The sequence below is a fragment of the Bradyrhizobium ferriligni genome (genome assembly GCF_056837965.1).
This window is the reverse complement of the sequence record NZ_JBXEJO010000207.1, coordinates 1-675: the sequence shown is the minus strand read 5'-3', so window position 1 is coordinate 675 and position 675 is coordinate 1. Positions and strand designations below refer to the sequence as shown.

Annotated in this window: 1 protein-coding gene; it reads right to left on the bottom strand. The window is 44.1% G+C overall.

All coding sequences use genetic code 11. The features are described 5' to 3' along the window. The coding region (locus AC1VNY_RS42520) for a hypothetical protein (protein ID WP_482409673.1) at positions 1-268 on the bottom strand (268 nt) is incomplete at its 3' end. Positions 269-675 lie beyond the last annotated feature (407 nt).

Below are 675 nucleotides of genomic sequence, written 5' to 3'. Positions count from 1 at the left end.
AAAAGGTGGTGATACATGAGTTGGAAAGGCTTGGTGGCATGGAAGAGGGGTATAAGAAAACAGAAATGGGTTGACGCAGTCCAGCTCTGTTGTACTTCCTATAACCAATCAAATCTGATACCGTTAAAAAAAAAAAGTAAAGGAACCCTTTCATACCTCGTGGTATATAGGTCAATACAGTGTTAGGCCTGTATTTTTCATTGACCGTCGGCACACGATGGGTGATGTGGTCAGCATCACGCCGGCCGCCTTTACTTTCCCAGAGCATGTCTGGTACCCAGTTGAGGCTGGGTCGACCTGAGAGCCATCGCGGTCGGAAAAAATTCCAAGCGCATTGCGGGAGCTGAACCCAGACCACCATCCTTGAGAAGCGAGTTCACTAACAACTACGCAACTACGGTTCCCAAGGATAAAAGTCTCGAACAATATATATATAAAAGTGTCTATCTAACACAGAACAAAACGTCAAAGAGATTGAAGAAATGTCAAGATGAAACTTTTCTTACCTCATTATAATAATCGTTGAAAGTTTCGTTGACTGGACTTGTATATTCTACACAGTACGTCTTAGTGATATCAGCGGTAGAGGGATTGTAGACGGGGATTCCAGGAAAAGAGGTCGAGCAGTTGCGTGCAAAGTTCTCAAGGGTAGTCCAGTTCTGCACTGTGGAATCT